The sequence below is a fragment of the Nocardia sp. FBN12 genome (assembly GCF_050320175.1).
In the GTDB taxonomy this organism is placed as follows: domain Bacteria; phylum Actinomycetota; class Actinomycetes; order Mycobacteriales; family Mycobacteriaceae; genus Nocardia.
Window position 1 is genome coordinate 6,752,087 of record NZ_CP190048.1, and the last position, 24,593, is coordinate 6,776,679.

Genomic DNA, 24,593 nt, shown 5'->3' on the forward strand with positions numbered 1-24,593 from the left:
GGATGGACATAGACGATCACCGCATGGGGAGCGCCGAGCCCAGCCTCGTCCGCCCGTACTCCTTGACTGCCGGCCGTACCAGGCCGGCGGTCGAGTTGGCGCTGGAGGCACTCGTAGCATCGCATCCGGTCGCCATGGAGCGGCAGTACGAACTGAACAACCTCGAAACGTCCATCGTGGAGTTGTGCAGGCAATCGCCGTCCGTTGCCGAGATAGCTGCCCAGCTGTACATCCCGATCGGGGTGGCCCGGGTACTCGTAGCCGATCTGATCGAGGCCGGCCACGTCCGGGTCTCGGCAACTTTGAAAGACGATTCCAGCGACGATGAACGTCGCGAGCTGATCGAAAGGGTTCTCAGTGGACTCCGGCGTATTTGATTCGACGGCGCAGGTCGACACCCGCACGGCCAAGCCGACTTCGGCGAAGATCGTGGTCGCCGGCGGCTTCGGTGTGGGTAAGACCACGATGGTCGGCGCGGTGTCGGAGATCGTTCCGCTGCGCACCGAGGCGTTGGTCACCAACGCCAGTACCGGAATCGACAACCTGACCGGTATTCCGCAGAAGTCGACCACCACGGTGGCGATGGACTTCGGCCGTATCAGCCTCGCCGACGACCTGGTCCTGTACCTGTTCGGTACGCCGGGCCAGTACCGGTTCTGGTTCATGTGGGACGACCTGATCCGCGGTGCCATCGGCGCCGTGGTGCTGGTCGACACCCGCAGGCTCGAAGACAGCTTCGCCGCTGTCGATTACTTCGAGGCCCGCGGGCTGCCGTTCCTGGTGGCGCTCAACGAGTTCGACGACGCGCCCAAGTACCCGCTCGAGGACATCCGCCAGGCCCTTGCGGTTCCCGCCGACGTGCCGATCATGTCGATCGACGCCCGTCGCCGGGAACCGGCCAAGCAGGCCCTGGTCGCCTTGACCGAGTACGCACTGCGCAAGGTCATGCAGGGCTACTGAGTGACGATGGACGGGGCTGTCGCGATGAAGGCCGCAGCCCCGCTCTTCGTTCAGGACTCGGGTTCGGGATCGGGCCGGTTCCAGCCGAGGATCATCGCAGGCGCACAGCCGCCTGCCATGATCGTGGCCAGCATCATCAATCCACCCGCGTAGGCGATGCGATAGGCGTCGGCCTCCGGTGAGAACGCGCTGCCGAAGATCAAGTACGCCAACGGCGCCATGGTCAGCGACTGGGTGAGCGCGAGTCCCGCCGAACGTGCCTTGTTGCGTTCGGTGATCTCCAGTTCGTCGAGCATCTGGTCGGGTGCGTGATCCTGGCCGCCCGACACGATCCGCAGCATCGTCCAGCTCGGCAGGAAAACCAGTGCCGAGACGACCGCGACCCCTGGCGCCCCGAACAGATCGAGCGCGCGCATCACTCCCGCGATCGCGATCCCGGCCAGCGCGATCGTCACGACTACGACGAGAATCCGTCGCCGACGCAGCGGCCGCCAGCTCTTCAGCATCCCCGCTGTCCGTTGCTCCTGGACGAGCCAGCGCCGGACCCGATAGTTCTGGTAGCGGTCGATGAGCGTGCTGGTCATGGCACTTCGCCTTTCGTGCGTGGGTAGAGCTCGGCCGACAACGGCCCGAATTCCTTGCGGGAGAAGACGGCTTCGATCGGTAGCGCGAACACATCGCAGATGCGCATCGCCAGATCGAGGCTCGGGTAGTGATCGCCACGCTCGAGCGCGCCGATCGTTTGGACATTGACGTCGACGGCCTCCGCAAGCGCCGCCCGGCTCATCCGATGCTCTGCGCGCACCACCGCGATGCGGTTGAAGATCGGTAGGGTTTCCCCTCGTCTGACTGGGCTCACCTAATGAAGTGTTGTAAAAACACAACGAATTGTCAAGATGTCCCAATGTGCCGTTGTGATCTCGACACCGTCGCCGAACCTGTCCGGCTAGGCTCGGAGCGTGCGGATGTCGGCGGATGACTTGCTCGGCCAGTTGCTCGACGCCGGCTCTTTCGTGAGCTGGGATCGGGCGCCGATCGAGCCTGCCGTATCGCCGCGCTATCGCCAGGACCTCATCGCGGCGGCCGATCGGGCGGGCACCGATGAGGCCGTGTTGACGGGGGAGGGGTTGCTGCGCGGGCGTCGAGTCGCGGTCCTCGCCTGTGAGTTCGCGTTTCTGGCCGGGTCGATCGGGGTGGCCGCGGCCGAGCGGATTGTGAGCGCGGTCGAGCGCGCGACCGAACTCGGGTTGCCGTTGATCGCCTCGCCGACCTCCGGTGGCACTCGAATGCAGGAGGGGACAGTCGCTTTCGTGCAGATGGTGAAGATCGCGGGAGCGGTGGCCGTGCACAAGGCGGCGGGCCATCCGTATCTGGTGTACCTGCGCGATCCGACGATGGGTGGGGTGTTCGCCTCGTGGGGTTCGCTGGGGCACATCACCTTCGCCGCGCCGGGCGCGCTCATCGGGTTCCTGGGGCCCCGGGTGTACGAAGCCTTGTACGGCAGACCTTTTCCGCCCGGCGTGCAGACCGCGGAGAACCTCTATCGCAACGGCGTGATCGACGGAGTGGTGTCGGTGGAGGTGTTTCGCCGGATCGCGCACCGGGCGATGAGTGTCGCCAGTGGCGTGGTCGAGCCGGTGACATCCGAACCGGGTTGGGCTGTGCCCGTCCGCAGTCCGGCGACGCCCGCGAATCCTGATGCGAGCGCTTGGGATTCGGTGCGCAGCTCGCGTCGGCCGGCCAGACCTGGCATCCAGGACCTGCTTCGCCATGCGACACAACGAGTTCCGCTCAGCGGCACCGGCCGGGGCGACTCGGATCGCACTGTCCTGCTCGCCCTCGCCCGCTTCGCCGGTCAACCGTGCGTCGTCTTCGGCCACGACCGGTCCGGTCAGGAAGGCGAGCACACGATGGGTCCGGCCGCCCTGCGCGAGGCACGGCGCGCGATGGTGCTGGCGCGGGAATTGCGGTTGCCGCTGGTGCTCGTCATCGACACCGTCGGTGCGGCACTGTCCAAGGAGGCGGAGGAACGCGGGCTCGCCCCCGAAATAGCCCGCTGCCTGGCTGATCTCGTCACCCTCGACACCCCGACCGTCTCCGTGCTGCTCGGTCAGGGGACCGGTGGCGGCGCGCTCGCGCTGCTGCCCGCCGACCGCGTGCTCGCCGCCAGGCACGGCTGGCTGGCCCCGCTGCCACCGGAAGGAGCGAGCGCGATCGTCTTCCGCGATACCGCCCACGCGCCGGAAATGGCTGCGGCACAAGGCATCAGATCGGCCGACCTGCTCGAAGACGGTGTGGTGGACCGGATCGTCGAGGAGTACCCCGACGCCGCCGACGAACCGGTCGCCTTCGCCCGCCGCGCGGTCCTGGCGATCGCCGCTGAACTGGCCGACCTGCGTGCCCACGATCCGGCCGCACTGCGCATTCTGCGCCAGGCCAGATACCGGCGAATCGGACTTGCGGGCACCGCGTACTGAATCTGGGCGCGTCACCTGACTCGCGCCCCGCTTCGTACCCATTCGCCTGCCCGGGGAAACACGCGACGCACCGTCGTTGACGGCACCCCGAACCGCTTCTACGGTCGGAAGGGTGACCTTCCGCAGTGAGAGCAGCCCTGTCCCCAGCATCGTGCTCAATGACGGGAACGTGATCCCACAGCTCGGCTTCGGTGTGTTCCAGGTGCCCGCGGAAGACGTCACCGGGGTGGTGGCCGAGGCGTTGAAGGTCGGCTACCGCAGTATCGACACGGCCGCGGTCTACGCAAACGAGGAAGGCGTAGGCCGCGCCATCCGTGAATCGGGGATCCCCCGCGACGAACTGTTCATCACCACCAAGCTGTGGAACTCCGATCAGGGCTACGACAGCACCCTGCGTGCCTTCGATACCAGCATGGGGCGCCTCGGCTTGGACTATCTCGACCTGTATCTGATCCACTGGCCCGTGCCGTCGGCCGGTCGTTATGTCGACACCTTCCGCGCGTTCCAGGCGCTGAAGTCGCAGGGCCGGATCGGTTCGATCGGTGTCTCGAACTTCCGGGTGATCGACCTGGAGACCCTGATCGCCGAGTCGGGCGAGATCCCCACGGTGAACCAGATCGAGCTACATCCCACACTTTCCCAACGTGACCTGCGCCAATACGGCGCCAATCACGCGATCGCCACCGAGGCGTGGAGTCCGCTGGGACAGGGCACGCTGCTCGACAACTCGACCATCGCCGCCATCGCGAAGGATCTCGGCCGCACCCCCGCGCAGGTGATCATCCGGTGGCACCTGCAGCTGGGCAATATCGTCATCCCGAAGTCGGTCACGCCGTCGCGGATCGCCGAGAACTTCGACGTGTTCACCTTCGAACTCGACGCCGAGGCGATGGAGTCGATCAGCCGCCTCGACGCAGGCAAGCGGGTCGGCGCCGATCCGTCGACGTTCAGCGCCGGTCTGGACTGATCCCGAGGTAGTCGGTCAGTTCACGGGCGGCGGCCCGGCCCGCCCGGTTGGCGCCGATGGTGCTGGCCGATGGTCCGTAGCCGATGAGATGGATGCGCGGGTCGACGGCCACCTGGGTCGCCAATCGCCCGGTCATGGTGATCCCGCCGCCGGGTCCGCGCAGCCGCAGTGGTGCCAAATGGTCCAGTGAGCTGCGGAAACCGGTCGCCCACAGGATGACATCGGCGGCCTGGAAACTCCCGTCGGCCCACCGCACACCGGTGGGCTCGATCCGCTCGAACATCGGCAACCGACGCAGCGCGCCCCGCTCGCGGGCGGCCCGCAGACGCTCGTCGAGCGGCAATCCGGTCACCGACACGACCGACCCTGGCGGCAGCCCGGCGCGCACCCGGTCTTCCACCATGGCCACCGCGTCCCGCCCGTCCTGCTCGGCGAACGGCGTCTCCCGCCACCGCGGCTCCGATCTGGTCACCCATGTGGTGGAAGTCACGAGCGAGATTTCATCGAGTAGCTGCACCGCCGAGATACCCCCACCGACGACGACCACATGTTTGCCGGCGAACTCGTCGGCGGTGCGGTAATCGCGAGTGTGCAGTTGGCGGCCGGCGAAGGTGTCCGCACCTGGATACCGGGGGATGAACGGGCGCTCCCAGGTGCCGGTGCCGTTGATCAGACCGCGCGTGCGGATGGTGCCAGCGCCCTCGGTTTCGACCTGCAAAACCTCGCCGCGGCCCGCGCAGCTCTGGCCGTCCGCCGTCCGATCGCACACCACTTTCACCGTCACCTGCCGCTGAACTTGCAGGTCGAAGCGCTTTTCGTAGAGCTCGTAGTAGTGCGGCACCGCAGTGGCGGCGCGCGCTGACTCCGACCCCGTCGGCAATGTCTCGGCGAAGGACATCCCCGGCAGATCGTGCACCCGGTTCACCGTCGTCAGCGTCAGCGAGGGCCACCGGAACTGCCAGGCCCCACCGGGACCGGGCGCGTGATCGACGATCCGGAAATCACGTTCGGGCACCAATCCGAGCTTGCGCAGGTGGTAACCGGCGGAGAGCCCGGCCTGCCCCGCACCGATCACCAGAATGTCGAAGTCGGTCACCAGGCGGCCGGAATCGGGCCGGGACGCGGTGCGTTGTGTGTCGCCACGGTCGTCGATGCTATCGCCTTCCGTGGCGTTGTCGGCGGCCTGTGGCAGAGTGTGAACATCCACGAAATCTGGCGATTCTGGGGAGGACGCATGCTCGGCGTGACCCGCGATGGTGACGTGATCACCATCGAATTGCAGCGCGAGGAACGGCGCAACGCGCTCAACGAGGACCTGGTCGGGCAATTGCGCGCCGCGGTCCTCGACGCGGTGGCCCAAGGTGCGCGCGCCATCGTGCTCACCGGCCGAGGGCCGATCTTCAGCGCGGGCGCCGACCTGTCGGGGGTGTACTCCGAGTCGTTCCTGAACGGCCTGCTCGACATGCTGCACACCATCGAATCCGTTCCGGTGCCGGTGATCTCGGCGATCAACGGCGGCGCGCTCGGCGCGGGTGTGCAACTGGCGCTGGCCTCGGACTTGCGGGTGATCGAGCCCGATGCCTACATCGCGGTGCCCGCGGCCAAGCTCGGGATCTCCGTCGATCGCTGGACGGTGTCGCGGCTGGCGGCCCTGATCGGCGGCGGCCCGGCGCGCACCATCCTGCTCGGCGCCGAATCCGTCTCCGCCGCAGACGCTTACGCCTACGGCTTCGCCAACAAGCTCGGCACCCTCGCCGATGCGAAGGACTGGGCCAAGACCATCGCCGCGCTGGCGCCGCTGTCGCTGCAGGCCATGAAACTGATGCTCAACGACGACGGCACCGGCGCCCCGGCGAGCGCGCAGCAGGAGGCCGCGCTGGCCGCCGCGTGGAGCAGCGACGACGCCAAAGAGGGCCGCCTGGCCCGGCAGGAGAAGCGTCCAGCGAAGTTCGTGGGGCGCTGATGCGGATCACACGCCTGGCCGGTTCGGTGGCGAGCACGCTCGGTCTCGCCTGGATGGCGCGCGCGGTGTGGGGGCTGCCCACCTCGATCGGCGCCGGCCCGTCGGCCATCGCGCCGACCGCGATCGGCAAGTCCTCCTACCGCGACGGCCGGTTCCACAACACCGAGCCGAGCTCGATGCTCGCCGCCGGTGCGGCGCCGTCACTGCTCTGGTCGGGCCTCACCAAAGGACGCGTCGGCCGCCCGGCCAAACCCGTCCCGCTGGTTACCCCGGCAGCTCCCGAGCAGGCCGCCGACCTCGCGGTCACCTGGTACGGACACGCCAGCGCACTGGTGGAACTCGACGGCTACCGAGTGCTGGCCGACCCGGTGTGGAGCGAACGGGTCTCCCCGTCCCCGGTCGTCGGTCCGGCCCGGCTGCACCCGGTCCCCGGCGAGCTGTCGCAGGTGCCCAAAGTCGACGCCGTGATCATTTCCCACGATCACTACGACCACCTCGACAAAGCCACCGTCGACGAGCTCGTCCGCACCCAGCTCGCGCCGTTCGTCGTGCCCACCGGCATCGGCGCGCACCTGCGGCAGTGGGGTGTGCCCGAGTACCGGATCATCGAACTCGATTGGGGCGGCTCGGTCTCGCTCGGCCACGACACCGGCGACCGCGGCCTCACCATCACCTGCGCCGAGGCCAGGCACTTCTCCGGCCGCGGCCTGGTCCGCAACACCACGCTGTGGGCGTCGTGGGCGCTGTCGGGCCCGGCCAAGCGGGTCTACTTCGGTGGCGACACCGGCTACACGAAGGCGTTCGCCCAGGCGGGCGCGGTGCTCGGCCCCTTCGACCTCACGTTGCTGCCCATCGGCGCCTACGACGAGCGCTGGACCGATGTGCACATGAATCCCGAAGAGGCGGTGCGCGCCCACGCCGACCTGTGCCTCGGCGACGCCGGATACGGCCTGCTGGTCCCGATCCACTGGGCCACCTTCAACCTGGCCTTCCACGGCTGGTCCGAACCCGTCCGGCGCCTGGTGTCGGCGGCCGGGGACGCGGGTACTCCAGTGGTAGTGCCCAAGCCGGGCCAGCGGGTGGTTCCGAATGACCTCCCACCACGGGATTCGTGGTGGGAAGATGTGGAGTGACCCTCCTCGCGAAAGGAACATCGGCAGATGAGTCTCGTGGATACCTTGAAGGGCTTGCTCGGTAAGGGCAAGGAAACGGTCGAACAGAACGCCGACAAGATCAATGAGGCGGTCGACAAGGCCGGCACCTTCATCGATGACAAGACCAAGGGCAAGTACAGCGACAAGATCGAGAAGGGCAAGGACGCGGCCAAGAAGGTCGTGCCCCCGCAGGCAGGTCCCGGTACTGCCCCCGGCGGCCCCGCTCCGACAGATCCGGGACCCAAGGCCTGATTCGGTGCGCGGGGACCGGCAGACGGTCCCCGCCGCCGGATCGCGTCGATGGTCCGCCGGGAATTTCGAGCCGCGCCGGGTGAACCGGACATCGAGGTTGAGCTCAGCAACCTCGACAAGGTGCTGTACCCGCAGACCGGCACCACGAAAGGCGAGGTGATCGCCTACTATTCGGCGATCACCGAGGCCGCGCTGCCCCACCTCGTCGGTCGGCCGGTCACCAGGAAACGGTGGCCGAACGGGGTCGACCACTCCGACTTCTTCGAGAAGAACCTCCCTGAGCACGCGCCCGCGTGGATCCACCGCGCCGCGATCGAGCATTCCAGCCGCCGTGTGGTGTACCCGGTGATCGATTCCGAGGCCGGGCTGGCCTGGCTCGGGCAGCAGGCGGCGCTGGAAATCCATGTGCCGCAATGGCGTTTCGACGGTGCCGAGCGCGGCCCGGCCACCAGGATCGTGTTCGATCTCGACCCGGGTCCCGGTGCCGGACTGGCCGAATGCGCCCGGGTCGCACTCGCCGTGCGCGAGCTGGTCGCCGAGATCGGTATGCGGGCGTTCCCGGTTACCAGTGGTAGCAAGGGGATTCACGTCTACGTACCGCTGGATCGGCCGGTGAGTTCACGTGGCGCGTCCACCGTCGCCAAGCAGGTCGCCACCAATCTCGAAGCGCTGCACCCGGATCTGGTGACGGCGACGATGGCGAAGTCGGCCCGCAAAGGCAAGGTGTTCCTGGACTGGAGCCAGAACAACGCCGCCAAGACCACCATCGCCCCCTACTCGCTGCGCGGTCGCGCCGAACCGAACGCGGCCGCCCCACGCGCCTGGTCCGAGATCGAAGACTCGGATACGTTGCGCCAGTTACGTTTCGACGAGGTGCTCGCTCGCTGGAAGGCCGACGGCGACCTGCTCGCCGAACTCGACCCGCCGCTGCCCGCCCGCCCTGACTCCCTCACCAAGTACCGCAGCATGCGCGACCCGCAGCGCACGCCCGAGCCCGTCCCCGAGGCCACGCCGGAACCGGGCCCGGGCAACCGATTCGTCATCCAGGAGCATCACGCCCGCCGCCTGCACTGGGATGTGCGCCTCGAGCACGACGGCGTCCTGGCCTCCTGGGCGGTGCCGAAGGGGCCACCGACCGAGCCGAAACACAACCGCCTCGCGGTGCGCACCGAGGATCACCCCCTCGAGTACCTGCACTTCCACGGCAGCATTCCGAAGGGCGAATACGGCGCGGGGGAGATGACGATCTGGGATTCGGGCACCTATGTCACCGAGAAGTGGCGCTCCGACGAGGTGATCGTGGAACTCGAGGGAGAGCGCGTATCCGGCCGCTATGCCTTCATCCAGACCAAGGGCGACCAGTGGCTGATGCACTTCATGCGCGACCAGTCCCGCCGAGAGCCCATGGCGGACAGCAGCTTCCCGCGCGGGCTCGCGCCCATGCTGGCCACCGCGGGCGAGGTCGAATCGCTGACCGCCGCGGATTGGGCCTTCGAAACCAAGTGGGACGGCTTCCGGGTGATCGTCGAGATCGATGACGGCACAGTCACGGTCCGCAGCCGCGCGGGCAACACGGTGACCGACCGATATCCGCGCCTGGCCGTGCTCGGCGAGGAACTGACCGGGCACCGGGTGATACTGGACGGCGAGGCGGTAGTTCTCGACGACGCCGGACTCTCGGATATCTCAGCGCTGCAAGCGGATTCGGCCCGCGCGGTCTTCGTCGCCTTCGACGTGCTCTACCTCGACGGCACCTCCCTGCTGCGCAAGAAGTACACCGACCGCCGCACGGTGCTCGAAGCGCTGGGCAGGCTGTCGCCGTCGATGAATGTCAGTGCGCTGCTGGATGGTTCGGGCGCCGAGGCGATGAAGGTCAGTCGTGATCAGGGGCAGGAAGGGGTGGTCGCCAAGCGGCTTGGTTCGGTGTATCAGCCGGGCAAGCGCAGTCAGACCTGGCTCAAACAACGCAATTGGCGAATGCGTGAAGTGGTGGTCGGCGGGTGGCGGCGCAGCGACAAACGCCAGTTCAAGTCGTTGCTGCTGGGGATGCCGCACGAGGACGGCCTCATCTACGTCGGCCGGGTGGGTACCGGCTTCGGGGAGGAACAGTCCCGCCGGATCGCCGCCGAATTGCAGAAGCTCCACCGCGACACGTCACCGTTCACCAATGAGCTAACCGCCGACGAACGCCGCGACGCGCAATGGGTCACCCCCGAACTCACCGGCACGGTCCGCTTCCAGGCGTGGACCGATACCGGACGGCTCTGGCACCCCGTATGGGACGGTGTGACGAGTAAGCCACGATGATGCGCACCGTGAAAGCTGCGATGTTGCTACGGTAATCGCGCTAGACCCGGTGTCGAATCAACGAGGAGTGCGCGGTGGATTTCAAGAACCTGGCGGGCAAGGCGATGGACCTGGCTGCCCAGCATGCGGACAAGGTCGACAGCGTCATCGACAAGGCCGGTGACGTGGTCGACGAGAAGACCGGCGGCAAGTTCAGCGGCCAGGTCGACTCCGCACAGGACGCAGCCAAGAACGCCCTGCGCTGAGTCTTTTCTGCGGCTGGCGCCGCGGGATTTTCGGCTCTGATTGCCTCGAATCCGAGGCACGGTACTGCGCATCCGGCGTTCCGTCTCGTGCCTCGGATCCGAGGCGGCCGAAAATCCAGTGCTGAAAGATTGCCGGTTGTCAGCTGTCGGTCATCAGGCCGGAGATCGTGTCGGCATCGGTGACCAGCGCGTTGCCCTGGAACGCGAAGTCGGCGTAGGCCCGCGCCATCGCTTCCTTGTCGCGACCGCCGCAGGCATCACTGATCACCACGGGCACGAAACCCAGATCGGTCGAATGGCTGACGGTCGGCGCGATCCCGATCTCGAGCGCGACACCGGCGATGGCGTAGGAGCCGATCCGCAGATCGCGCAGCAGGGTGGCCAGTGGCGTCCCCTCGAACGCCGACATCGACATCTTGTCGAAGACCAGCTCGTCCGCGCGCGGCACCAGCTCCGGTACCAGCTCGAACGCTGGCGTATCGCGTTGCAGGATGAAGGCCACGTCGTCGACGGATTCGGCGTTCTGCCAGCTCATCAGCAGCCGCATCCCGTACACGCCGGTCAGTCGCCGCGGCGGGAAGAAGTGCCGTAGGAAGATCACCGGATAGCCGCCGCGGCGGGCCGCTTCGACCACCCGCACGACGCGTTCGGTGATCTCCTGCCCGTCGGGCAATTGACCGAGGACACCGACTTGCATGTCGTAGACGATCAGCGCCATCCGGTCGGGCGCGCACAGATCATCGAGGGTATCGGGTATGTCGAGTCCGTTTCCTTGTCGCACCGGCGCCAGTATCGTCGAACTGATCGGGTGTGTCGACCATCGTGGGCGGCTGCGTGCGGCCGCATCGCTGAGGTTCGCGGTCAGACAGTCGAGACGAGCCGCACCGGCATCCCCGTAGGTGCCGGTGCGGCTCGGTCGGTCACGCTGTGTCGCAGGCTATTTCGCGGCCCACTGGGTGGTGCCCGCGGGCGCGTTCCACGTGTTGATCAGATCCATGCCCGCGATGATCAGCGTCGGCCCGCCCGCGACCAGGGTGCCGATGATCCCGCCGACGGTGGCGCCGGTGATGAGACCGGGAACCGCGCCAACTCCACCCGCCGCCGCGCCGACCACGAGCCCGATGACGGCGCCGATGGCCATGCCGACGAAGCTACCGACGGCGGTGGCAAGGCCGAAGGTGGAGGCGAAGTTCGCTTGCGCCGCATAGTTTTCCGCGGGCGAGGCGACCGGCGTCAGGTTGGGCCGTGCCGCCGCGACATCCTTGACCGCGGTCAACTCGAGCACCCGGCTGTCCTCGCGAACGGTGTGCGGCAGTGGGTATTCGAAGCTGCCGTCGCGGACCGAGAGGGGCAGCGAGACCAGGGTCGCGCCCGCCTCGTCGCGGATGTCGACGGCGCCGCCGGTGACCACGAAGGTGCCGTGGGTGAGGGTGGTGATGACGGTGTTGCCGACGAGCTCGGTGCGATACTCGACATTCGGCGTTACCGGATCGGCGCCGGCCACGCCGGTACCCACCAGTGCTGCCGCGAGCACGGGAATGGCGGCCGCGGCGATTTTGCGGATGATCATATGAACATTTCCCATCTGGAGTTCATCAGGTGTGACGTGCCCGAACATGCGCCGTGGTGGTGACTTCCCCCGAGAGTTCGTAACCGGCGCGAGAAGCTGCCTAGCTCGATTTCTGTGACGAACAATAGCCCGCCATAGGGTTTCGGGACAGTGAATTCCGGGTATTGCTATCTGCTTCAGGATGTGGCCGGTGCCCACGCGGACCCGCCGCACAGGTCGAGCGCCCGGATTCAGCCGAGGACGTTGCTCAGCACCACCGCGCCGGCGCAGACCGCGACCACGACCGCCAGTGCGATCGCGTCGCGACGATGCGGTGAGCTCGGGTGTGCCGTCAGCATTCCGGTGCCCCCACGCGCGGTGATCGCCTCGCCCAGTTCGCCCGCGCGTCGCGACGACACCGCCATGCACGCGGTGAGGATGTCGATGAGCGGATTGTCGGCGGCACGGTGCAGTAGGCCGTCCTTCGGGCGCAGTTTGCGCGCGGCGCGCAGCACCCGGATCTCGTCGAACAGCAGCGGCAGCCCGCGCAGGGTCAGTGCGACGACGACCGCCCACTCGTCGACCGGAAGGCGCAACTTGCGCAGCGGCGCACCGAGTTTCGCGAGAGCGGGGGCGATCTCGCCCATCGGGGTGGTGAACGCGATCAGGAACGAGGCCACCACCAACACCAGTCCGAACACGAAGATCTGGAGGTAGCCGAGCACCGCTTTCATCCCGATCGGCGCGTTGATCAGGCCGCCGAGCACGACAAGCCCCCAGAACCACCACGGCAGCCGGGGGACAGCGCCGAACGGCAGCCGCGCGAGCACCCAGATCGCGACCAGGAAGGCCGTGATGATGCCGAGGACCGGCCACGACGGCAGGAACATCAGCAGCAGGCTGAGCAGGAACGCGGCGATCATCTTCGTGCCGGCCCACAGGCGGTGCACGACGCTGTCGACCGGTACTTCACGCAGCAGCACGGTGCTCATCGGGTCGTGCCTTTCGGTGCGCTGGGATGGGTCGCCGGGCCGACGCGTAGGTTCGCCGTCGCGCCCTCGTCACTCCGGCGCCCCAGTGGGAGCCCCGGTGCGAACGACGGCTTCTCGCGAGCGTGCTCGGGGCGGGGGATCGCGTGCCCGTCCGCGGAGACCACCACACCCGCGTCCAGGTGCACTGTGCGGTCGCAGACCATGGACATCTCGGCGACATCGTGGGAGATGATGATCAGCGTCAGCCCCGAATCCCGCAGCCGGGCAAGCAGTTCCACGATCTCGGCGCGACCCTGCGGATCGAGGCCCGCCAGCGGTTCGTCCAGGACGACCACCTGCGGATGACTGGCCACCATGGCGGCGAGGACTACCCGCTTGGCCTGCCCGCCGCTGAGCTCCTCGACCGAGCGGGCGGCGAGGCGGCGATCCAGCCCCACCGCGTCCAGCGCCTGCCCGACCGCGCCGGAACCGGTCGCCCGCCCGCCCCAGTCGGCGATCTCGGCGCCGACGGTCTGCTTCTGTAGTTGCAACCGGGAATGCTGGAAAGCCAGCGCGACTCCGCCGACCTGCTTGTCGACCGCGGTGCCGCGCAGTTCGCAGCGGCCCGAGCTCGGCGCGATCAGTCCCGCGATGATCCAGGCGAGCGTCGATTTGCCGGAGCCGTTGCCGCCGACGATCAGCAGCGCCTCGCCCTTGCGGACCGAGAGGTCGACGCCGTGCAGGGCGGGTGCCTCCCACGGCGTGCCGCGGTTGTAGGTGTGGCGCACGTCGGCGAGTTCGAGGACGGGGGCGCCCATCGGCCTGCGGCGCTGGTCGCGGGCGGGGTGCGGCCAGCTCGCGAGATGGTCGACGGTGCGGCCGTTGGCCAGGTGGATCACCCGGTCGGCGGCGGTCGCGTCGGCTTCGTGGTGGGTGACGAGGACGACGGCGGTGCCGTGCCTGCGGGGGAGTTCGGCCAGCAGGGCGACGAGTTCGCGGCGGCCGTCGGGGTCGATCATGGAGGTGGCTTCGTCGGCGATGAGCAAGGCCGGGCGGCGGGCGAGGGCGGCGGCCACGGCGAGGCGCTGTTGCTGGCCGCCGGAGAGGGTGGCGGTTTCGCGGGCGCCCATGTCGGCCAGGCCGACCTCGGTGAGCAGGGCGTCGACGTCGACCTCGGCGGCCGACTCCGCCGCCAGACCCCACACCACGTCGTCGGCGACCGAGACGCCGAGGGTCTGGCTCTCGGGGCGTTGCAGGACCAGCGCGGTTCCGCCGATGGCACCCAAGCCCGCCGAACCCGGACGATCCACCGCACCCGTGGTCGGTGGTCTGCCTGCCAGGACCCGGGTCAGGGTCGATTTGCCGGAGCCGTTGTGGCCGACGACGGCGACGAATTCGCCCTGGCGGATGGTGAGGTCGATGTCGGCGAGCGCGTCGATCTTCGTGCCCTCGTAGCGGTAGCCGACGCCGTGCAGGGATACCGGTAGTGGTCCGACCGGGCGATCGTCGAGCGGGGCGTCGAGGCGGTCGCTGCCCGGCAACCAGGCCAGCCGATCGAGTACCGCGCCGAGCACGAACCAGGAGATCACTGTGCTGACCAGCACGCCGAGCGCCACCGTGGCGCCGATGTAGATCCACCACCACTGCAGGATCACCTCGACCGCCTCGGCGGCCATCCTGCCCACTGGTTCCAGCCCGGGTACTTTCGCGGTCTGTTCGTCGATGCCCTTCGCGATATTTCGGAACGCCTCGAAGAACAGCTCACGAGTTCGCGCGAAGACCACGAGGCCGCCGACGGTGAACACACCCCAGCCCGCCGAGGCGACGATCCCGATGGCGAGCACCGCGGGAAGCCCGCCGCCTCGGCGTTTCACCGTTCCGATGATTCCCGCCACGGTGGCCGCGCCCATCACGCCGAGCGCGGGCATGACGCCCGCGGCTACGAAGGTGACCAGCGTCGCCGCGATAGTGGCGGTAACCAGCGCGCGCGCTCGATACCGCTGGGCGAGCAGGCCGAGCGGGACTGCCGCGACGAGTTGTAGTGCGGCGGCCATGGGGACCAGGGAGCCGACGGTGATGAGGCCGACCGTGAGCCCAGCCATCACCGCGCCGCTTGCGAGTTCGATCGGGCGCAGGGGACCGCTGGGCAGGTCCACGGGCTTGTCTCTCACGTGTCCAGTCTGCCAGGGGGTTGGGAGTGGGGGTGTGGGGCTGATGTGGAGGTTGTGTACCGGCGACCCGGCCGCGACCGGTCAGTTGGTGGCCGCCGCTCCCTATCGGTCGCGGGTGGGGGTCGGGAGTGCGGTCATGGCGGGCTCGGGATTTACGGGTGTGCGGTGGAACATGGTCGGGTTCAGGCGGGCTATGGCAACGCCGGTCAGGCACAGGATGCCGCCGAGGAGGGCGGTTGGCGTCGGGATTTCCGCGAGGAAGATCCAGGACATGAGGATGGCCAGGGCGGGGACGGCGTAGCTCGAGGAGGCGGTGACGCCTGCGGGGGTGTGCGACAGGGCGTAGGCCCAGAGGAGGAAGGCCAAGCCCGTCGGGACGAGGCCCATGTAGACGATGCCGACGGTGGCTGACAGCGGCGCCTCGGCCAGTTCGTGTGCCATCCGCGGCGCCCACGGCAGCAGGACGACTGCTCCGGCGATCGCGCCCAACGCCGTCGTGGTCACCGGATCGGTCGTGCGCAGCACGAGTTTCTGTGCCACCACGCTCACGCCGTAGAGCAGCGCGGCGGCTACCGCGAGCAGTACGCCGATGCGATCGCGCTGCCCGGGGCCGGTGAACGCGATGATCGCCGCACCGCTGAAGCTGACCGCGATCCCCACGACGAGCAGCGGCGGGAAGCCCTCGTTCAGGAACAACCCGGCCAGCACCGCCACCACGATGGGCGCGATATTCACCAGCAGCGCCGTGGTGCCCGCGTCGAGATGATGCTCGGCGGCGTTCACCAGCACCGTGTACAGCCCGAACCACAGCGCGCCGTACGCCAGCGTCAGCCACAGCGCCAGGCCGCGCGGCATCGGCCCACCACGGACCGCGAGCACCACGCCCAACACGATCGCGCCGACGAGGATCCGCCCCGACGCCATCGCGGCGGGCGAGACGTACGGCGCGATGCCGCGGATGATCACGAACGACGATGCCCAGGTCAGCATCACGGCAACGAGAGCGAGCGCGGGCAGGCGTGACTTCATTCCTCTACGGTGGCCCTGTCGAGGAGTAAGCACAAGCGGTTATCAGCCATCTAATATTCAGTAAGACTGAATTGAGGAACTCGCATGATCGACACCCATCGCCTGATGATCTTCCGCGCCGTGGTCGCGACGGGCTCGGTGGCCGCGGCGGCATCGACGCTCGGCTACTCGCCGTCGGCGATCTCCCAGCACCTCGCCGCGCTCCAGCGCGAAACCGGCTTGCGGCTACTGGAGCGGGTGGGCCGTGGCGTGGAGCCGACCCCGGCGGGACGAGTGATCGCGGGTGAGGCCGCGAAGGTGCTCGACGAGTTGACCGCGCTCGGGTCGACAGTGTCGGACCTGCGCGCGGGCAAGGCCGCCCGGATCACGATCAACTCGTTCAGCTCGGCGGGCACCAACTGGATGCCCGACGTGGTCGCCACCCTCACCGACGAGTTCCCCGACACCAGGGTTCGCCTGCGGATCGTCGACGAGCTGGCCGCGGTGTCGGACAACCGCCCCGACATCGCCCTGACGGTCCGGCTCGGCAAACCGGCCCAGGTCGCCGGCTACACCCACCACGACCTGATGACCGAGCCCTACGTCGCGGTGGTCCCCGCCGACCACGAACTCGCGGCACGCACCACCGTCGATGTCGCCGAACTGGAGCAGTACCGCTGGATCGACAACGACACCAGCCACGGCCCCTGCCGGCAGGCCATGCTGAACGCTTGCGCCGCAGCGGGTTTCACCCCGCGGTTCGTCGTGGAAACCACCGACTACCCGTCCGCGCTCCGATTCGTGGCGCGGGGAGTCGGCATCACCGTCGTCCCGCGTCTCGGCGCCACGGACCTGCCGCCCGGCGCCTGCGCGCTCGAGCTGACCAACCCGACCCCGCGCCGCACGATCTGCGCGCACATCAAGGACGCCGAGTCCTACAGCCCGGTCGTCACCCGGACGATGGAGTTGCTGCGGGCCGCGGCGGCACCGGCGATCAGACGGGCGGCTGGGCCAGCCAGCCACCCATCGCCACCGAGCGGAAATGCGTGGTGAGCCCGAAGCTTTCGTCGATCACGTGCAGTGCGATGGCCGGGTCGGGGGCGTAGTCCATGACGCGGTCCGGCGGCGTCACCTCCCATTCGCCGCCGAGAACGGAAGCGGTACTGGGACAGCTGATCATGGGTTTGCCCGCGAAGGTCGTCGCGATGGGGGAGTGGGCGTGGCCGGTGAGGATGCCGACGATGCGTGGGTCGCCCGCGACCACGGCAGCCAGCCGGCCGGGGTCGGCCAGCGCGATGACATCGACGACGGGACTGAACACCCGCTTGGGTGGGTGGTGCAGGGCAACCAGAATCGGCCCGTCGGGCGCCTCGGCGAGCGTGGCGCGCAGCCAGTCGAAGGTGTCCTCGCCCAGCAGACCCGCCGGTTGGCCGGGGATACTCGAATCGAGCATGACGACCGTGAGCTCGCCGACCCGGTAGACATTGTTGATGGGAGTCGTCGCGGCGGGCTCGCCGAGCAGCGCGGTACGGAAGTTCACGCGGTCGTCATGGTTGCCGGGCAGTAGGTACACGGGGATTTCCGCGGCCCGCAGGGCCGTTCGTGCTTGCGCGTACTGTTCCGGCGTGCCGGAATCGGTGATGTCGCCGGTCACGAGGATGACGTCGGGCCTGCGCGGCAGCTCCGCCAAATAGCCCATCACCGCCTCCACCCGTTCGGTGTTGCGCGCGCTGTGGTCGAAGTGGGTATCGCTGAGCTGAGCCGCCAGGATCATCGGCAGTCGCTTTCTTCTCTGGGATCGCTCCGTTGCGTCAGAGTGCGCCGGTATGACTCATCGGCACCTCTCCAGGCTAGATGACCTGCGTTTATTCGTCTGCATGAGCCGTACCACGGGCCGAAACCCAAGCCGTGGTCTGTGTCACTCGTCACCGCTGCGATCTCGTGGATCCGGTGCGGTCGGCGAGCAGTTGTAGTACGCGGAGGAAGGTGCGGCGATCGGCGGCGGGCAGGTCGGCCAGTAGTCGCTGCTCCTGCTGCTGGATGTCGTGCTGGGCGCGGTCGCGTAGGTCGGCGCCGTCGGCGGTGAGCCGGATCAGGTTGACGCGCCGGTCGGCCGGATCGGGCTCGCGCAGGATCAGGCCGCGCTGCTGGAGATCGTCGAGGACGGGGATGATCCGGGTCTTGTCCGCCCGGATCGCCTTGGCGAGCGCGGCCTGGGTATGGACGGGCTGTTCGTCGAGTCCGAGCAGCACCACGTAGGCCCACATGGTGAGCCCGTGCCGGTCGAGGACGGGCAGCTCCGCCTCGGTGAGCGCACGGCCGAGGGGGACGAGCATGGCCGCGAGATCCGGGCGGGTCGCTTTCGGCATGGTCGAAATCTACCGCCGGGCGGGTCGGTCGATAATCCTTGGCAGATTGTAAGCATGAGCGTACGGTCGGCGTATGCGTACTATTGCGGCGGAAGAGCTGGCCAGGCACGAGCGGGCGGTGCGACTGAGTATCGACGCTGTCGAGGCGGCCTCCGATGCCTCGCTATCGATCGAAACACCCTGTGCTGGTTGGGATTTGCGCGCTCTGCTGGACCATATGGGTACCCAGAATCGCGGTTTCGCCGCCGCCGCTCGCGGTGCGAACGACCCGGCGGTGTGGACGGTGCACCCTGCCGTCGATCCGATCGGTGACTACGTCCGGTCCGCCCATGATGTGGTCGAAGCCTTCGCTACCTGCGAGGCCCGCACCGTGCTGCTCCCCGAAATCCCACCGGGCGAGTTCCCCGCCGCGACCGCGCTCGGCTTCCATCTCATCGACAGCGTCGTTCATGCCTGGGACGTCGCCCGATCGGTAGGCGGTGCGATCGCAGTGGACGCCGACCTGGCCCCCGCTGCCCTGCGGATCGCCGAAGCGGTCCCCACCGGCACGGCTCGCCTTCGCCCCGGCGCCGCGTTCGGTCCCGCGCTCGAGGTCACGGACACGACGGCGACGCTGGCTCGCATCTTGCGAATTCTCGGTCGCGCACCCGAGTGGATGCCGAGAAGGTAAGCGCGGTCAGCCGGAAATCAGCTGTGCCGCGGTGTGCAGAAGTCGCGCGCCTTCGTCCGGGTCACGGGTGAGCGGTTCCCAGAAATCAGGTCCTGGGGTGGCCTCGAGGTCGAGCCGCGGTGGGGTCAGCCAGGCGGCGTTGAGGCCGAGTTTCCAGGAGTGCAGGTGGGTGCGGGGGAGCGCGGCGGTGCGGTCGAACAGTGGGTCGCCCAGGATCGGGTGGCCGATCCAGGCCAGCTGCACGCGAATCTGATGACGCCGCCCGGTCACCGGCCGCAGCGCGAGCAGCGCGTGCTCGCCGTGCCGGGCGACGGTGCTGAACAAGGTCCGCGACGGATAGTTCTTCGCGGGCAGCAGATCGGCCTCGTCGACGAACCATCGATCGCCCTCGCGCTGGATCGCCTCCCGCGGCGCCGCGATGCGCACCCGATTCTTGCGCCCCACACTCAAGGCCAGATCGAGCTCGCCTTGATCGGGCAGGTCGGCGCCCGACACGATCGCCAGATACACCTTGCGCGCGGTCTGATTGTTGAACTGCCTGGTCAACGGTCCGTGCGCGGCCAGATCGGTAGCCAGCAGCACCAGCCCGGAGGTGACCTTGTCGATCCGGTGCACCGGATACAACTGCGTCCCCGCCGCCTGCGCCAACTCCACCAGGTCGGTGTCGTGCCGCTCGCCGGTCACCGAGATTCCCGACGGCTTGTTCAACGCGAGCACCGCGTCATCGGCGAACACGGTGTAATCCTCGCGCACGCTGCGCCAATCCAAGTCCACTACAACACCCTAGATAATGGTGTTGTCACCCGGCGGCTCATGCCTGCCGCAGGCGATGGGGGCGCAGGCGATTGAACCCGCGGACGCGGACGCTGCGCAGATGGCGGATGGCGAAATCGGGATGTTCGCCGAGGGCATCGGCGGCCGCGTCGTCGATGAGAACATTGCCGGGCCTGGCCACACCGGTGAGCCGGGCGGCGATATTGACGACCGAGCCGTAGAGGTCGCCGAAGCGTTGCAACACCTCGCCGTAGGCGAAGGCGACGCGCAGCTCCGGGGTGCCGCCGACGAGCATGGTCGACTCCTGGATGGCCAGCGCGATGAACGCGGCGTCCTCGGCGGTCTCGGCGGCGAACATCACCTCGTCGCCGACATTCTTGATCACCCAGCCGCCGTTGTCGGTGATCGCCGAGGTGGTGGTGGACTCGAAAGCCTCTAGCAGCGTGGACAATTCGTCAGGGTGCAGGTGCCTGGTGAGCCGGGTGAAGCCGACCATATCGGCGAATCCCACCGCCAGCGTTCGCATCGAACCGCCGCCTTGGGCATCGCTGGACCGAGCGACCGCGGCCGCCAGATGCCTGCGCCACACATACGACTGCAACTGATCGATGCTCGCCATGGTGGATTCCGTTGCGGCCCTGACCCGTTCCTCCAGGGCAACAGCGGGGTCGCCCGCCGCGACGCGCGCCGTGATCTCGGCCAGCACCAGATCGGCCTGCCACTCAGCCAGCCGCGCCATGCCCTGGCCGATCGTCCGTGCCGCCGCTGCCTGCTGTCGAATATCGGACGCGGCAACGACTTTCATGCTCCGAAAGTTGGTGACGGCGGTGACATCGATCTGGGTGTAGTCGACCTCGGCGTCCTCGTTGGCCGGAAACCCCAGCGCGGTCCACAACCGCCGCGACTGCGCCTCCGGCACCCCCGACTGCTCGGCCACCTGCGTGCGCGTATACCGCCGCGGCCCGCCGAGCAGCGCCTCCTCGACGCTGTGCTGCACCAACTCGGTCATCTCGGCCTTCGACATACCCAAACTCTACGACTGCGCCGCGCCAGTGTTGGTCATCCTCGTCCGCGCCTTGGCATGGGTCATAAATCGGCCGGCCTCGACGGTGACACCTGGCACAGCGACCCCGGCCCCGATATCGGTGACCTGGTCACTTACCCGCCCGTGCGCAGGGGATGGCAAAAGTGCGTACTTGTCGGCGGCGGAGCGGCGAACCGACACTCGGTCCATAGCGATCGTCGGATCGCCCACGAGGACAGGAGCCGGGATGATCAAGGAATCGGTGACGGTGCTCGGCACCGGGTCGATGGGCAGCGCGCTGGCAGGCGCCTTTCTCGGCGCGGGTTACCGCACCCAGATCTGGAACCGCAGCCACGACCGAACGGCCGCGCTGGTGGCCGCGGGCGCGACCGCGCACCGCGACATCGCCGATGCCATCACCGCGAGCCCGGTGATCATCTCCTGCCTCACCACCTTCGACGCCACCCGCGACAGCCTGCGCGGCGCCGAGGGGCTGACGGGTCGGGACCTCATCACCCTCAACAGCGGAACACCCGCCCAGGCACGGGAATTCGCCCGGTACGCCAACGGCGAGGGCGCGCGGTTCCTGGGTGGTGCGATCAAGAATGTGCCTGCGGCAGTGGGCAATCCGGACACGCTGTTGTATTTCGGTGGTGACCGCGATGTCTTCGACACCCACACCGCCACGCTGGGCGTGCTCGGCGGGGACCTCGAATTCCTCGGTGCCGAGCCAGACCTGGCCGCGCTCTACGAATCCGCCGTCGGCGCGACCCTGCTCCCGGCGCTGCTCGGTTTCCTGGAAGGCGCGGCGGTCCTGGCCTCGCGCGGACTGCCCGCATCGTCGATGGTGCCGCATTCGGTGAAGTGGTTGCAGATGATCGAGTCGCTGCTGCCGGTCCTGGCGGGCGAGATCGACGACAGGGACTACACCCGGCTGGGTTCGTCGGTCGAGCTTTTCCACGCCGCCGTGACAGACGACGAGCGGCTCGGCGCCGAAACCGGTGTCGACCTGTCCTGGCACGCGCCGATGCACGAGCTGCTGAGCCGTGCGGTCGCCGACGGACGCGGCGCGCAGAGCATCACCGCGCTGATCGAGCTGTTGACAACGCGTCAGCGCAGCACGCTGTAGACGGCCGACAGGGTGAAGCCGTGCGCCCCGACCTCGCAGCTGACCGTGCCCTGGTAGCCCACGCCGCAGGTGGTGTTCCCCGAGGTGACCCGGTGCCCCTCGGGCAGCACCTTCGCGGCCGGGTGGGTGAAGCCGGGGCGGTCGGCGTCGACGAAATGCGCTGCTTCCAGGATCGCGACCCGGAGCTGGTCGGTGCCCGCGGGCGCGTCGAGCGAGACGGCGTCGCATCCGGCCGGGCCGTTGTTCCAGTAGATGGCGCAGTGCCGCCCGTCGGGGGTGGTGAAGAAGACGCTGCCGGGGTTCTCGTAGTCGGGAAGGTGGTAGTCGAAGGGGTCGACCGGCGTGTAATCGCCGATTCCCGACTGGGCCGCGGCCGTTCCCCCGGCCAGGAACCCGGCGGTCAGCGCGGCACCGGACGCGACGGTGAGTGTGGATCGAAGCAACATAGGACGCCTCCCTCGACTGTGTTGTACCTGGTATTTCGCCGCCCCGACGCACGTTGTTAACCGGCCGAACAGAACCCTTCGCACGGTGCGATGCAAGGGGGGCGGGCTATACCTTCTACGCTGGCTGCCATGTCGTCACCCGCTCTCGGCGAGTTCCTTCGCACCCGGCGCGCTCGCATCCAACCCGCCGCCGTCGGACTGAGCGAATACGGTCGTCGCAGGATGGTCGGATTGCGCCGCGAGGAAGTGGCCCAGCTGGCCGGGATGAGTGTGGATATCTATACCCGCCTCGAGCGGGGGCGTGGTGAGAACTTCCCCGATTCGGTGCTCGACTCCGTCGCCCGTGCCCTGCGTCTCGACGCCGCCGAACGCGACCACTTCTACACGCTGGTGCGCCCCGCCGACCCCGACTACAACTACGCGCCGATGATTCGCCCCGGCACCCGGCTACTGCTCGACTCGATCACCACGCCCGCGTTCGTGCTCGGCCGCCACATGGAAGTTCTGGCCTGGAATGCCATGGGCGACAAGGTGTTCGGGTTCACTGCCGGCTGCAATCTGGCTCGTTTCACGGTCCTGCACCCAAACGCGGGCGTCTTCTATCCCGACTGGGAACCGGTCGCCGCGGAAACCGCCGCCTACCTGCGTCGCCAGGTCACCCGCTGTCCGCGCGATCGCAGGCTGACGGCCCTGATCGACGAGCTCACCGCGGGTAACCCGGTGTTCCACCGCATTTGGTCGATTCAGCCCCCGGCGGGCGATCCGCACGGCACCAGGCTGATTCAGCATCCCGTGGTCGGCCGGATCGAATTCGGTTACGAGACATTGGCATTGCCCGGCGACGAGGATCAGCTGCTGGTGGTCTACACGGTGGACCCGGCATCCTCGGCAAGCGATGCCATCGCCGCGTTGGATGCCCGCGAACTGGTCGGCGCTCGCTGACCCTGCGCCTGCGCCGGTCGTCTCGGGATGAGACGCTCGAAGGATGACGATCGACGAAATCACCGACTACGTGACCGCCCTCGGCGGCGTGCTGGTGCTGCGGCCGACCGAAGGGAGCGACGCTCCCGAGATCAGCTGGGGTGACAGCTTCTTCTACTACGCCCCCGACGGCGTCGTCCCCGCAGGTCAGCCCTTCGCCACCATCGTGATCAAGGATTACCCCGGCGACGAGACATCCGACCTGAACCGCCCCGGCAGCTTCCGCGTCAACATCGCCGCGAGCAAAACGACTTTCGACGAAGCGGCCGCCCCGACCGACGCGAGCATCGAGGACACCGTCGTCGCCCACCCCCTCTACGCTGCCGCGAACTGGCTCGCGGTGGTGAACCCGGGGGCCGCCACCGAAGCGACGGTCCGCGAGTTGCTGCGCGAGGCCCACGACCGGGCACGCACGCGCGCCGAGCGACGCGCGGCCGAATAGCACCGCCGATCGCACCCGACTGACATTTTCGGTCGCTAATCGTTTGCTGATGTCAGGTTCCGCGACGTTCGGGTCTCATGGTGCCGGTTTATTCCGCTCGGCGCGGTACCTTTCAGATACCAGCGAAAGGGGAGGTCATGTCGGTAAGTGTCAGGCCCGTGCGGTCGTCGGTCGACGCCAGACTCGGTCCCGTCGAATTGATCACCGGCGGATTGCTGTTGATCGCCGTCGCACTGGGAATGATCGGTCCCCTGATCGCCGCCCTGCTGATCCGTCGCAGCGGCGCGGGCCGAACCGACGCCATGGCCTCTGTCCCCCTGATCCTGCTGACCCTCGCCGTAATCCTGGCGACCACCGCCGGCCTCACCATGTTCGCCATCGCCCACCGCAGGAGCTCGGACGCGGGCCGCGCGGCCGGGGCGCCTGTGGAAACCGGTGGGAGATAACCGGATCGGCTATCCTGGTGGTGATCAGGGAGGCTGTTCATGCCCATCAAGTTCCGTCAGCGCAAATCCTTCGGACCGCTGAAGTTCAATTTCACCCAATCGGGCCTGTCGTCCTGGGGCATCAAGATCGGCCCATGGTCCTGGAACTCCCGCACCCGCAAGAACAGCGTCGACCTCCCCGGCCCCCTGAGCTGGCGTCAGCGCTGAGCTGACACCGAACATCTCGGCGACGGCTTTACCTCAACCACGGTTGACGAAATAGCGTCTGTCTCATCAGTGGAGCACGGA

Annotated in this window: 29 protein-coding genes; 16 read left to right on the forward strand and 13 right to left on the reverse strand. The window is 68.1% G+C overall.

All coding sequences use genetic code 11. The annotated features are described in order from the left end of the window. Positions 1-2 precede the first annotated feature (2 nt). Together ACQHI0_RS31870 and ACQHI0_RS31875 are read left to right on the forward strand one after the other, a co-directional pair. Positions 3-377, forward strand: a complete 375-nt coding sequence (locus ACQHI0_RS31870) for a DUF742 domain-containing protein (RefSeq protein ID WP_056818578.1) — start codon at positions 3-5, stop codon at positions 375-377. Next, positions 358-960: a GTP-binding protein gene (locus ACQHI0_RS31875; RefSeq protein ID WP_174551063.1), complete on the forward strand. Its 603-nt coding sequence runs from the start codon at positions 358-360 to the stop codon at positions 958-960. Before ACQHI0_RS31870 ends, ACQHI0_RS31875 begins: the two co-directional genes overlap by 20 nt. Positions 961-1,010: 50 nt before the next feature. Here ACQHI0_RS31875 and ACQHI0_RS31880 read toward each other — a convergent pair whose 3' ends face one another. Together ACQHI0_RS31880 and ACQHI0_RS31885 are read right to left on the reverse strand one after the other, a co-directional pair. Next, on the reverse strand, positions 1,011-1,544 hold the full coding sequence (locus ACQHI0_RS31880; protein WP_427905422.1) for a hypothetical protein: 534 nt from the start codon (positions 1,542-1,544) through the stop codon (positions 1,011-1,013). Beyond that, positions 1,541-1,819 (reverse strand): helix-turn-helix transcriptional regulator, encoded by a 279-nt coding sequence (locus ACQHI0_RS31885; protein ID WP_427905423.1) that lies wholly within the window; start codon positions 1,817-1,819, stop codon positions 1,541-1,543. Before ACQHI0_RS31885 ends, ACQHI0_RS31880 begins: the two co-directional genes overlap by 4 nt. Positions 1,820-1,925: 106 nt before the next feature. Between ACQHI0_RS31885 and ACQHI0_RS31890 the strand changes: the two genes are divergently transcribed. Both ACQHI0_RS31890 and ACQHI0_RS31895 read left to right on the forward strand, forming a co-directional pair. Continuing rightward, positions 1,926-3,437: a carboxyl transferase domain-containing protein gene (locus ACQHI0_RS31890; protein WP_427905424.1), complete on the forward strand. Its 1,512-nt coding sequence runs from the start codon at positions 1,926-1,928 to the stop codon at positions 3,435-3,437. Between the two features lie 112 nt (positions 3,438-3,549). Then, entirely contained in the window at positions 3,550-4,404 is an 855-nt protein-coding gene (locus ACQHI0_RS31895) for an aldo/keto reductase (protein ID WP_427905425.1), read from the forward strand. On the opposite strand, the gene ACQHI0_RS31900 is transcribed toward ACQHI0_RS31895, so the two are convergent. Beyond that, the gene (locus tag ACQHI0_RS31900) at positions 4,385-5,503 is read right to left on the reverse strand and encodes an NAD(P)-binding domain-containing protein (RefSeq protein WP_427909368.1); all 1,119 of its coding nucleotides are present in this window, start codon (positions 5,501-5,503) and stop codon (positions 4,385-4,387) included. The genes ACQHI0_RS31895 and ACQHI0_RS31900 overlap by 20 nt on opposite strands. A gap of 135 nt (positions 5,504-5,638) precedes the next feature. Between ACQHI0_RS31900 and ACQHI0_RS31905 the strand changes: the two genes are divergently transcribed. The 5 genes from ACQHI0_RS31905 (at position 5,639) to ACQHI0_RS31925 (ending at position 10,325) form a co-directional block, all read left to right on the forward strand. Continuing rightward, complete coding sequence (locus ACQHI0_RS31905) at positions 5,639-6,367, forward strand: enoyl-CoA hydratase (RefSeq protein ID WP_427905426.1); 729 nt, start codon at positions 5,639-5,641, stop codon at positions 6,365-6,367. After that, a complete protein-coding gene (locus ACQHI0_RS31910) occupies positions 6,367-7,500 on the forward strand; it encodes an MBL fold metallo-hydrolase (protein WP_427905427.1) in 1,134 nt (377 codons plus the stop codon). The genes ACQHI0_RS31905 and ACQHI0_RS31910 overlap by 1 nt, the downstream gene beginning before the upstream one ends. 27 nt (positions 7,501-7,527) lie before the next feature. After that, positions 7,528-7,773 (forward strand): antitoxin, encoded by a 246-nt coding sequence (locus ACQHI0_RS31915; protein WP_427905428.1) that lies wholly within the window; start codon positions 7,528-7,530, stop codon positions 7,771-7,773. 48 nt (positions 7,774-7,821) lie between these two features. Further along, positions 7,822-10,080 carry an ATP-dependent DNA ligase gene (locus ACQHI0_RS31920; protein WP_427905429.1) on the forward strand — a complete coding sequence of 753 codons (2,259 nt, stop codon included), beginning with the start codon at positions 7,822-7,824 and terminating at the stop codon, positions 10,078-10,080. Positions 10,081-10,154: 74 nt separating this feature from the next. Continuing rightward, positions 10,155-10,325 carry an antitoxin gene (locus tag ACQHI0_RS31925; RefSeq protein WP_427905430.1) on the forward strand — a complete coding sequence of 57 codons (171 nt, stop codon included), beginning with the start codon at positions 10,155-10,157 and terminating at the stop codon, positions 10,323-10,325. 139 nt (positions 10,326-10,464) lie between these two features. Here ACQHI0_RS31925 and ACQHI0_RS31930 read toward each other — a convergent pair whose 3' ends face one another. From ACQHI0_RS31930 to ACQHI0_RS31950, 5 genes are all read right to left on the reverse strand, one after another. Next, the gene (locus ACQHI0_RS31930; RefSeq protein ID WP_427905431.1) at positions 10,465-11,106 is read right to left on the reverse strand and encodes a cysteine hydrolase family protein; all 642 of its coding nucleotides are present in this window, start codon (positions 11,104-11,106) and stop codon (positions 10,465-10,467) included. A 156-nt stretch (positions 11,107-11,262) separates the two neighbouring features. Beyond that, complete coding sequence (locus ACQHI0_RS31935; protein ID WP_427905432.1) at positions 11,263-11,910, reverse strand: ammonium transporter; 648 nt, start codon at positions 11,908-11,910, stop codon at positions 11,263-11,265. 215 nt (positions 11,911-12,125) lie between these two features. Beyond that, a complete protein-coding gene (locus tag ACQHI0_RS31940; protein ID WP_427905433.1) occupies positions 12,126-12,866 on the reverse strand; it encodes an energy-coupling factor transporter transmembrane component T family protein in 741 nt (246 codons plus the stop codon). Further along, a complete protein-coding gene (locus ACQHI0_RS31945; RefSeq protein WP_427905434.1) occupies positions 12,863-15,016 on the reverse strand; it encodes an ABC transporter ATP-binding protein in 2,154 nt (717 codons plus the stop codon). The genes ACQHI0_RS31940 and ACQHI0_RS31945 overlap by 4 nt, the downstream gene beginning before the upstream one ends. 102 nt (positions 15,017-15,118) lie before the next feature. Beyond that, the gene (locus tag ACQHI0_RS31950) at positions 15,119-16,045 is read right to left on the reverse strand and encodes a DMT family transporter (RefSeq protein WP_427905435.1); all 927 of its coding nucleotides are present in this window, start codon (positions 16,043-16,045) and stop codon (positions 15,119-15,121) included. A gap of 84 nt (positions 16,046-16,129) precedes the next feature. On the opposite strand from ACQHI0_RS31950, the gene ACQHI0_RS31955 reads away from it, so the two are divergent. Continuing rightward, complete coding sequence (locus tag ACQHI0_RS31955) at positions 16,130-17,077, forward strand: LysR family transcriptional regulator (protein ID WP_427905436.1); 948 nt, start codon at positions 16,130-16,132, stop codon at positions 17,075-17,077. Here ACQHI0_RS31955 and ACQHI0_RS31960 read toward each other — a convergent pair. Together ACQHI0_RS31960 and ACQHI0_RS31965 are read right to left on the reverse strand one after the other, a co-directional pair. Next, entirely contained in the window at positions 17,019-17,798 is a 780-nt protein-coding gene (locus ACQHI0_RS31960; RefSeq protein ID WP_427905437.1) for a phosphodiesterase, read from the reverse strand. The two genes, ACQHI0_RS31955 and ACQHI0_RS31960, sit on opposite strands and share 59 nt — an antisense overlap. A 151-nt stretch (positions 17,799-17,949) precedes the next feature. After that, positions 17,950-18,393 (reverse strand): MarR family winged helix-turn-helix transcriptional regulator, encoded by a 444-nt coding sequence (locus ACQHI0_RS31965; protein WP_427905438.1) that lies wholly within the window; start codon positions 18,391-18,393, stop codon positions 17,950-17,952. Between the two features lie 73 nt (positions 18,394-18,466). On the opposite strand from ACQHI0_RS31965, the gene ACQHI0_RS31970 reads away from it, so the two are divergent. Next, complete coding sequence (locus ACQHI0_RS31970) at positions 18,467-19,063, forward strand: TIGR03086 family metal-binding protein (protein WP_427905439.1); 597 nt, start codon at positions 18,467-18,469, stop codon at positions 19,061-19,063. Positions 19,064-19,069: 6 nt separating this feature from the next. On the opposite strand, the gene ACQHI0_RS31975 is transcribed toward ACQHI0_RS31970, so the two are convergent. Both ACQHI0_RS31975 and ACQHI0_RS31980 read right to left on the reverse strand, forming a co-directional pair. Continuing rightward, entirely contained in the window at positions 19,070-19,837 is a 768-nt protein-coding gene (locus tag ACQHI0_RS31975; RefSeq protein ID WP_427905440.1) for an RluA family pseudouridine synthase, read from the reverse strand. 37 nt (positions 19,838-19,874) lie between these two features. Further along, positions 19,875-20,861, reverse strand: a complete 987-nt coding sequence (locus ACQHI0_RS31980; RefSeq protein ID WP_427905441.1) for an adenylate/guanylate cyclase domain-containing protein — start codon at positions 20,859-20,861, stop codon at positions 19,875-19,877. A gap of 247 nt (positions 20,862-21,108) precedes the next feature. Here ACQHI0_RS31980 and ACQHI0_RS31985 point away from each other — a divergent pair, with 247 nt between their 5' ends. Continuing rightward, on the forward strand, positions 21,109-21,990 hold the full coding sequence (locus ACQHI0_RS31985; protein WP_427905442.1) for an NAD(P)-dependent oxidoreductase: 882 nt from the start codon (positions 21,109-21,111) through the stop codon (positions 21,988-21,990). Here the strand turns inward: ACQHI0_RS31985 and ACQHI0_RS31990 are convergent. Beyond that, positions 21,972-22,436: a hypothetical protein gene (locus ACQHI0_RS31990; RefSeq protein WP_427905443.1), complete on the reverse strand. Its 465-nt coding sequence runs from the start codon at positions 22,434-22,436 to the stop codon at positions 21,972-21,974. The two genes, ACQHI0_RS31985 and ACQHI0_RS31990, sit on opposite strands and share 19 nt — an antisense overlap. Positions 22,437-22,565: 129 nt before the next feature. Between ACQHI0_RS31990 and ACQHI0_RS31995 the strand changes: the two genes are divergently transcribed. The 4 genes from ACQHI0_RS31995 (at position 22,566) to ACQHI0_RS32010 (ending at position 24,512) form a co-directional block, all read left to right on the forward strand. Next, entirely contained in the window at positions 22,566-23,378 is an 813-nt protein-coding gene (locus ACQHI0_RS31995) for a helix-turn-helix transcriptional regulator (RefSeq protein WP_427905444.1), read from the forward strand. 43 nt (positions 23,379-23,421) lie between these two features. Continuing rightward, complete coding sequence (locus ACQHI0_RS32000; RefSeq protein ID WP_427905445.1) at positions 23,422-23,859, forward strand: DUF6194 family protein; 438 nt, start codon at positions 23,422-23,424, stop codon at positions 23,857-23,859. 137 nt (positions 23,860-23,996) lie between these two features. Beyond that, positions 23,997-24,305, forward strand: coding sequence for a hypothetical protein (locus tag ACQHI0_RS32005; protein WP_427905446.1), 309 nt, complete (start codon positions 23,997-23,999; stop codon positions 24,303-24,305). A 39-nt stretch (positions 24,306-24,344) separates the two neighbouring features. Continuing rightward, the gene (locus ACQHI0_RS32010) at positions 24,345-24,512 is read left to right on the forward strand and encodes a DUF4236 domain-containing protein (RefSeq protein WP_084472559.1); all 168 of its coding nucleotides are present in this window, start codon (positions 24,345-24,347) and stop codon (positions 24,510-24,512) included. The last annotated feature ends 81 nt before the right edge of the window (positions 24,513-24,593 follow it).

Coding starts and splice junctions, on each gene's coding strand:
- ACQHI0_RS32005 (WP_427905446.1), top strand. CDS start 23,997: ATGTCGGTAAGTGTCAGGCCCGTGCGGTCGTCGGTCGACGCCAGACTC.
- ACQHI0_RS31995 (WP_427905444.1), top strand. CDS start 22,566: ATGTCGTCACCCGCTCTCGGCGAGTTCCTTCGCACCCGGCGCGCTCGC.
- ACQHI0_RS31965 (WP_427905438.1), bottom strand. CDS start 18,393: ATGCCGAAAGCGACCCGCCCGGATCTCGCGGCCATGCTCGTCCCCCTC.
- ACQHI0_RS31985 (WP_427905442.1), top strand. CDS start 21,109: ATGATCAAGGAATCGGTGACGGTGCTCGGCACCGGGTCGATGGGCAGC.
- ACQHI0_RS31870 (WP_056818578.1), top strand. CDS start 3: ATGGACATAGACGATCACCGCATGGGGAGCGCCGAGCCCAGCCTCGTC.
- ACQHI0_RS31960 (WP_427905437.1), bottom strand. CDS start 17,798: ATGATCCTGGCGGCTCAGCTCAGCGATACCCACTTCGACCACAGCGCG.
- ACQHI0_RS32010 (WP_084472559.1), top strand. CDS start 24,345: ATGCCCATCAAGTTCCGTCAGCGCAAATCCTTCGGACCGCTGAAGTTC.
- ACQHI0_RS32000 (WP_427905445.1), top strand. CDS start 23,422: ATGACGATCGACGAAATCACCGACTACGTGACCGCCCTCGGCGGCGTG.
- ACQHI0_RS31880 (WP_427905422.1), bottom strand. CDS start 1,544: ATGACCAGCACGCTCATCGACCGCTACCAGAACTATCGGGTCCGGCGC.
- ACQHI0_RS31935 (WP_427905432.1), bottom strand. CDS start 11,910: ATGGGAAATGTTCATATGATCATCCGCAAAATCGCCGCGGCCGCCATT.
- ACQHI0_RS31890 (WP_427905424.1), top strand. CDS start 1,926: ATGTCGGCGGATGACTTGCTCGGCCAGTTGCTCGACGCCGGCTCTTTC.
- ACQHI0_RS31905 (WP_427905426.1), top strand. CDS start 5,639: ATGCTCGGCGTGACCCGCGATGGTGACGTGATCACCATCGAATTGCAG.
- ACQHI0_RS31915 (WP_427905428.1), top strand. CDS start 7,528: ATGAGTCTCGTGGATACCTTGAAGGGCTTGCTCGGTAAGGGCAAGGAA.
- ACQHI0_RS31970 (WP_427905439.1), top strand. CDS start 18,467: ATGCGTACTATTGCGGCGGAAGAGCTGGCCAGGCACGAGCGGGCGGTG.
- ACQHI0_RS31950 (WP_427905435.1), bottom strand. CDS start 16,045: ATGAAGTCACGCCTGCCCGCGCTCGCTCTCGTTGCCGTGATGCTGACC.
- ACQHI0_RS31955 (WP_427905436.1), top strand. CDS start 16,130: ATGATCGACACCCATCGCCTGATGATCTTCCGCGCCGTGGTCGCGACG.
- ACQHI0_RS31910 (WP_427905427.1), top strand. CDS start 6,367: ATGCGGATCACACGCCTGGCCGGTTCGGTGGCGAGCACGCTCGGTCTC.
- ACQHI0_RS31920 (WP_427905429.1), top strand. CDS start 7,822: ATGGTCCGCCGGGAATTTCGAGCCGCGCCGGGTGAACCGGACATCGAG.
- ACQHI0_RS31940 (WP_427905433.1), bottom strand. CDS start 12,866: ATGAGCACCGTGCTGCTGCGTGAAGTACCGGTCGACAGCGTCGTGCAC.
- ACQHI0_RS31990 (WP_427905443.1), bottom strand. CDS start 22,436: ATGTTGCTTCGATCCACACTCACCGTCGCGTCCGGTGCCGCGCTGACC.
- ACQHI0_RS31980 (WP_427905441.1), bottom strand. CDS start 20,861: ATGTCGAAGGCCGAGATGACCGAGTTGGTGCAGCACAGCGTCGAGGAG.